This is a genomic window from Bacillus sp. TL12, from assembly GCF_022625245.1.
GTDB lineage: Bacteria > Bacillota > Bacilli > Bacillales > Bacillaceae_G > Bacillus_A.
Genome location: NZ_JAJJBY010000224.1, coordinates 1 through 383 on the forward strand (window position 1 = coordinate 1; position 383 = coordinate 383).

Here is a 383-nt window from a genome sequence, read left to right on the forward strand (position 1 = left end):
AAGTCTGGTAATGATGGCAGAGAGGTCACACCCGTTCCCATACCGAACACGGAAGTTAAGCTCTCTAGCGCCGATGGTAGTTGGGACCTTGTCCCTGTGAGAGTAGGACGTTGCCAGGCAAATGGAGGATTAGCTCAGCTGGGAGAGCACCTGCCTTACAAGCAGGGGGTCGGCGGTTCGATCCCGTCATCCTCCACCATATAATGTCGGAGGGGTAGCGAAGTGGCTAAACGCGGCGGACTGTAAATCCGCTCCTTCGGGTTCGGCAGTTCGAATCTGCCCCCCTCCACCATTTCTTAATTAATGGGCTATAGCCAAGCGGTAAGGCAACGGACTTTGACTCCGTCATGCGCTGGTTCGAATCCAGCTAGCCCAGCCATTAA

At 54.8% G+C, this 383-nt stretch carries 3 tRNA genes and 1 rRNA gene; all 4 read left to right on the plus strand.

The features are described from left to right. Positions 1–3 precede the first annotated feature (3 nt). Positions 4–119: ribosomal RNA gene (rrf, locus tag LOK41_RS28655) — 5S ribosomal RNA — on the plus strand. A 4-nt stretch (positions 120–123) separates the two neighbouring features. Next, positions 124–199, plus strand: a tRNA-Val gene (locus tag LOK41_RS28660). A 9-nt stretch (positions 200–208) separates the two neighbouring features. Continuing rightward, positions 209–292, plus strand: a tRNA-Tyr gene (locus tag LOK41_RS28665). A 12-nt stretch (positions 293–304) separates the two neighbouring features. After that, positions 305–379, plus strand: a tRNA-Gln gene (locus LOK41_RS28670). The last annotated feature ends 4 nt before the right edge of the window (positions 380–383 follow it).